Below are 5,484 nucleotides of genomic sequence, written 5' to 3'. Positions count from 1 at the left end.
CGTCATTGCTTCTATTGCCGCTTCCGTTGTTTCTTCGGGCTTTGTTTCCTTTTCTTTGCCCTTCTCTTCTTTGGAGGCGTCCTTGCTGTCCTCCGTAAAGATTTCCTTCTTCACGATATTTCGTTTGATAAACTGATATACCTTCGGAGAGGTTTCCACTATGCACACACCTTTGTTATTAAAGTAATCCACGCCGAAGAATTGAGGGGTAATCACCATCTCTCCCTTTAAATTGATAAAGCCCCAGTATTCATCCTCCATCACGCCGGCCAAGCCTTCCGAGAAGCTTCTCGCCGCCTTGTACTTAGGATCCAGTACCACTTCTCCCTTCAGGTTGGCAAAGCCCCATTTTCCCTTCTTAGAAAATGCGAAGATACCGTCCTTTCCGATTCCGTCCACTTCCTCAGCGGAGAAGTCCGAAACCTGTTCCCAGTTTTCATTGTAGATATGGTAGGCGCCGTCCTCCTTGGCCAGGATGCAGCCCTGGGCAATAAAGCTGTAATCCGGATTGATCTGCACCGCTTCGAACTTTCGTTCTTCTTCTATCTTCTTTCCGTTTTCGTCTTTTTTCGCCTTACCCTTTTCATCCTTTACCGTATACTTAAGCTCCAGTTCCTTGCCTTCCGAATCGATAAAGAAGACCCTTTTCGCCTTTTTCACCACTGCCTTTCCTTTTTGGAAACGGCTGGCTTCGGAGAATCCGCCGAAGAGCCGGTCTCCCAAGGCATTGTAATAGCTGTATTCTCCCTCTTCCTTGATGGGAATTCTGTCCTCCGCATAGTAGCCGATGTCTTCGGGATTTTTATTGGAAAATACCCCCTGGGTCACTTCATTTTTATCCATCAAAATGGTTTTTCCGTCCTTACGTAGCAGACGATATCCCTTCTCTCCGATGGGCCCTACAAATTCCTGCTTTAAGGAGTTGGAGGATTCCCCGTCTGCCGGGATATAGCCTGCTCCCTCCTTGTTTTTCACCCCGTAGAAGCCGTTGGAAAGGGGATAATAGCTGTTGTAGTTTCCATACAAGGTTTTGAAGGAATAGAGCATTTTCCGGTATTCCTTTTGGAAGGTCTTATCCTTGGAGCCTGACTTTTTCGCCTTATCCAAAAAGTAAAAGGCATTGGCATAGTCATTTTTCTGAATGTACAGTCGGGAAATCGCCAGAGCAAAATGCGGATTTTCCGGATAGGCTGCCTGAGCCATCTCTGCCGCCTCCATATATTCCTTGTAGCGGTCTTCCTTTTCCTCATAGGCTTTCTCGTAGGCATCCATCATCTTTTCATAGATGGCTTCTTCCTTCTTAATGCCCAGAGCCTCTTTGTAATTTTCTCCTGCCTTTTGGTACAGGCCTCTCTTCTCAAAGTCTGCGGCTTCCGCCACTTCCTGCTGATATTGTTTGATCTGTCTCTGTTGGTCGGAAATTTTACTATACCAACCCATACCGGTAACCAATACCAGGGCAAAGGCAACCCCCATCTGTGTCTGTGTCACAAGCTGCTCCTTTCTATATCAGAGAAAGCATGGCTGCAAAGCCAAAACCGAAGTAGATAAAGGGTCCCAAGGGAAGGGCGTCCTTTAGCTTCTTTTTCTTTAAGAGTAAAACCGGAAGGGAACACAGGGCACAGAGCAGGAAGGAAAAAAGTAAGCTCACGCAAAAGCCGTACATCCCTGTGAAGAACGCAAGACCGGTAAAAATCTTGATGTCTCCCATACCCAAGCCGGAGCGGGAAATCTTATATAAGAGGCACAATAAAATCAAAGCGATAAATGCAGGTACAAAGCTGTTGACTAAAATCATGGGGAAGTCCCCCTTGTAAAACAAAAGCTCCGGAATCATAAAAAGGATTCTGCCCACTAGAAGCACTATGGTGCAGAGGTTTGGTATCTTCATGGTGTAGGCATCCACCAGCCCCGCCCATTCCAAAACCATGAAGCAAAAAAGAATCATGGCTAATGCCAGGGTATGCACCGCCGTTTGTCGTACATAGTAGCCTGTCAGGAAGGAAAAAAAGGCCAAAGTGCCAATCACGGCATAGGGAGCTAAGAAGGATGACCTTGCCTGCCCCTTTAAAAATATCTTTATTACGAGAAAATACACGGCAATGCTGCATATACTGAAAACAGCGCCGCTAATAAGTCCTTGCATCATTCTCCTGTAGTTCCTTTCCTCTCCTACCGTTTCTTCCCCGAATTCCCTCTTCTATAAAGAAATTCCCGCAAAGGCGGAGGATAAAATAATGATAATAATGCCTAAGAAAATCAGCATGATGGGCATTAAGAGCTTGGCGGAAGCCTGTTCTCCCTTTTGTAAGAGTCTTTGCTTTTTCTCGTTCCAAAGGTCACTGGACTGTCTTGCCAAAAAGAGGGGCAGCTCTCCTGCACCCTTTCCCATACTTTGCATTAAGGCACTGGTAAACTTGATAATCTCCGGAGAATTGGTGGCTCTTCCGAACTTGGCTATGGCCTCACTGTCCGCATGGCCGTTTCGAATATCCTCACTGGCATCCCGCATCAGGGCGTAGATGTCCCCTTCCCCTCTGCCGCCCACCATGTTCCAGGCGTCTCGTAAAATCATGCCGGAGTTCACCAGAATCGCCATGGTGGAAACTACCTCCGGAAGCTCCGTCTCGCAGTTTTCCGTTCTCTTTACCAGCTTCTGTCGCATGGAGTCGCAACCGTAAATCAGCCCTACAATCGCCAGAAAGATGCCAAGATAGAAGAAGTTTCTGCTATCCTGCCAGCCTGCCAACAGGCAGCCAAAGCATAAAATAAAGTGGAAAAGGCTAAGTGCCATGGCGTAATACACATTGGCATAGTATTCCGCATACATCTCTCCATAGAGCACCTTAGCCTGCTGCTCCACGCGCTCGAAAAGCACGCCTCTAAGGCGAAGAGCCGGCAGCTCCGCCCAGCAAAAGCCCACGGTATAGATATCTTTTAACGGAAATTCCTTTTCTTCCAAACCCTCCACAAGCTCCTCGTACTTCTGTCCCCGAAAAAGCTGAATCAGGAACAAAATCGCCAGAATGGTTCCTAAAATCATTGCTATGCTTCGCATCATTTTCCCCTTCTTACTTCACCACCTGCATAATCCGCTGTCCCATCACATAGGCTCCCGCAAAGATGCCGATGGCGATGGTCACCGCAACAATTCCGATGGGCGTAGAAAAGCTTCGATTAAAGCTGGATCCCATGCCCCGAAGCATTCCCGTAAGCACCACCGGGATAATCATCATGGCGGTAAACTGAATCTTATTGGAAGAAATTGCCGTCTGGATTTCCTCACTGATTTCCATCTTTTCTCCGATAATATCCGCTGTTCTTCGCACGATTTCCTTGATATTTCCGCCGGCTCGATAGCTGACGTTGAAAATGATGGCGAAGTTCTCAATATCCTTGTTGGCACTGCGCTTTCCCAGAGAAAGCATCATGTCCTCAATGGCTAAGTTGTTTCGTAAGCCCAGAATCATTTCCGCGGTTTCTTTGGTGATTTTTTCATCCTCTCCGAATTCCATCACCATATCCTTATAGGTGCTGTCCAGAGAATCGTGCATATTCATTCCGCTGGCCAGCGCCACCGCCAAGGATTCCAAAAAGCCTCTGAACTGTCTGGCTAATTCCTTCAAGCGTTTTTCCTTACATTGATTTGCCCGAATCGGAAGAAAGAAGAAGCCGCACAGACTTCCCACCAGCAGGAAAATGACGATATTGCCATACATGGTGGCCTTCGTCGCCCTTCCTGTTGCGTCCAAAAACTGATTGCCGTAAAACACCAGGCTCACTGCACCGCCGATGAACAGCGCTATGGCAAAGGCCTGAAGCTTTTCCCTGAAATTCAGATAATATACGTTGTAATTGGTCAGCTCCGTTCCCAAGGGGGAAAGGTAGCTTGCCGGTTCCTTTTCCTTCTTTTTCCGAAAAAACATTTGTCCCTCCAAACGAAGCTTCATTCCTTCCGGTGATTTTCGATCAACGGCCGAAATTCCGCTTCGGCACTTTACATTCTTGTATGAATCTTTGCCCGCACTTTAGATGACCGTGTTGATTCCTGCCAGACGAAGCTTAAAGTCCTTCTGCATCTTATTTTCCGTCCGCTTCAAAACGCCGTGTACCTTGGTAACGGTACTTTCTTCGTCCTCCTCAAAAACATAAAGGGGATTCAGAAGAATTTCTCCGTTATGGAAGCCTAAAACCTCCGTAATCTCCATGGTCTTTCTGGAACGATCTCTTAGACGGGACAGGTGAATGATGATGTCCACCGCGGAACCGATCTGCTGTTTGATAGCTTCCAAAGGCACATTTGCCGCCCCCTGCAATACCATGGTTTCCAAACGGCTTAACATATCTCTGGTGGAGTTGGCGTGTCCTGTGGAAAGGGAACCGTCATGTCCGGTGTTCATGGCCTGAAGCATATCCAGCGCCTCTCGGCCACGAACCTCTCCCACAACGATACGGTCCGGTCTCATTCGGAGTGAGGACTTAATCAAATCTGTCATGGAAATCTCACCCACGCCGGCGGAGTTGGCATTTCTGGTCTCCAAACGTACCAGGTTATCTACATTTTCAATCTGTAACTCTGCGGTATCCTCTACGGTGATAACACGCTCGTCTCTTGGAATATAGTTGGACAGGGCATTCAGGAAGGTGGTCTTTCCGGAACCTGTTCCTCCACAGACAAAGATGTTGTAGCGAGCCTTCACCAAAAGCTGAAGCTTTTCCGCAATTTCTTTGGTTAAGGAGCCGAAGCGAATCAGCTTCTCCATGGTCATAGGCTCCTTGGAAAACTTACGAATGGTAATGGTGGGGCCGCAAAGGGCAATGGGAGGAAGCACCACGTTGACACGGGAGCCGTCCGGCAGGGTAGTATCACAAATAGGATTGGCCTGGTTTACTTCCCGTCCTGCCAATCCTACGATTCTTTGGATAATATCCTCCAGCCTCTTCTCGCTTTCAAACTGCCGATCCAGCTGGAAAAGATGTCCCTTTTGCTCTATGAAAATGTTTTCCGGCCCGTTAATCATGACCTCGGTAATGCTTTCATCCTTTAAAATGGCATCCAAAAGTCCGAAGCCTCTGATGGCTCCGTAAACCTGCTGAACGATGGAGAGCTTCTGCTCCACGGAACAGTAGGAGTTGCCGATTCTCTGGGCAACCACTTCCTTCACCTTCTCCTCCAACACATCATCTTCAATCTGGCTCAAAACAAAGTTACCGGAAATAAATAATTTTAATTCCTCTACCAGTTTTTGCTCTTCAGCGTAGGTCATGCACACTCCTTTCCCTCATCACGAAAATGCCAAAACCGCCCCTAACCCCCTTCCTTTTCCAAAGAGGGTTCGGTTTTTCCCGAGATATCCTTATTCAATTTTTTCTTTCTTAAACACGATTTATACCCTTTAAATTTTTTATTAAAATAATAAAATTAGAAGAAATTGCAAGATAAATAATAGTTATTTTCCCCTTCTCTGTCAATATAATTCCATT

The 5,484-nt window shown here is 46.9% G+C and carries 5 protein-coding genes; all 5 read right to left on the bottom strand.

Annotated features, from left to right (window positions below):
- Positions 1 to 1,491, bottom strand: a 1,491-nt coding sequence (locus tag ACO4PX_RS08230) for a WG repeat-containing protein (RefSeq protein ID WP_485572242.1), incomplete at its 3' end; no start/stop codon positions are given.
- Between the two features lie 13 nt (positions 1,492 to 1,504).
- A complete protein-coding gene (locus ACO4PX_RS08225) occupies positions 1,505 to 2,146 on the bottom strand; it encodes a prepilin peptidase (RefSeq protein WP_485572241.1) in 642 nt (213 codons plus the stop codon).
- 54 nt (positions 2,147 to 2,200) lie between these two features.
- The gene (locus tag ACO4PX_RS08220; RefSeq protein ID WP_485572240.1) at positions 2,201 to 3,061 is read right to left on the bottom strand and encodes a type II secretion system F family protein; all 861 of its coding nucleotides are present in this window, start codon (positions 3,059 to 3,061) and stop codon (positions 2,201 to 2,203) included.
- Between the two features lie 10 nt (positions 3,062 to 3,071).
- A complete protein-coding gene (locus tag ACO4PX_RS08215) occupies positions 3,072 to 3,926 on the bottom strand; it encodes a type II secretion system F family protein (protein WP_314328341.1) in 855 nt (284 codons plus the stop codon).
- A 102-nt stretch (positions 3,927 to 4,028) separates the two neighbouring features.
- Positions 4,029 to 5,267: a TadA family conjugal transfer-associated ATPase gene (locus tag ACO4PX_RS08210; RefSeq protein WP_485572239.1), complete on the bottom strand. Its 1,239-nt coding sequence runs from the start codon at positions 5,265 to 5,267 to the stop codon at positions 4,029 to 4,031.
- Between the last annotated feature and the right edge of the window lie 217 nt (positions 5,268 to 5,484).

The sequence above is a fragment of the Oribacterium sp. genome (assembly GCF_057249185.1).
Note: the sequence above shows the minus strand (reverse complement) of the source record. Positions and strands in the feature narration are given on the sequence as shown.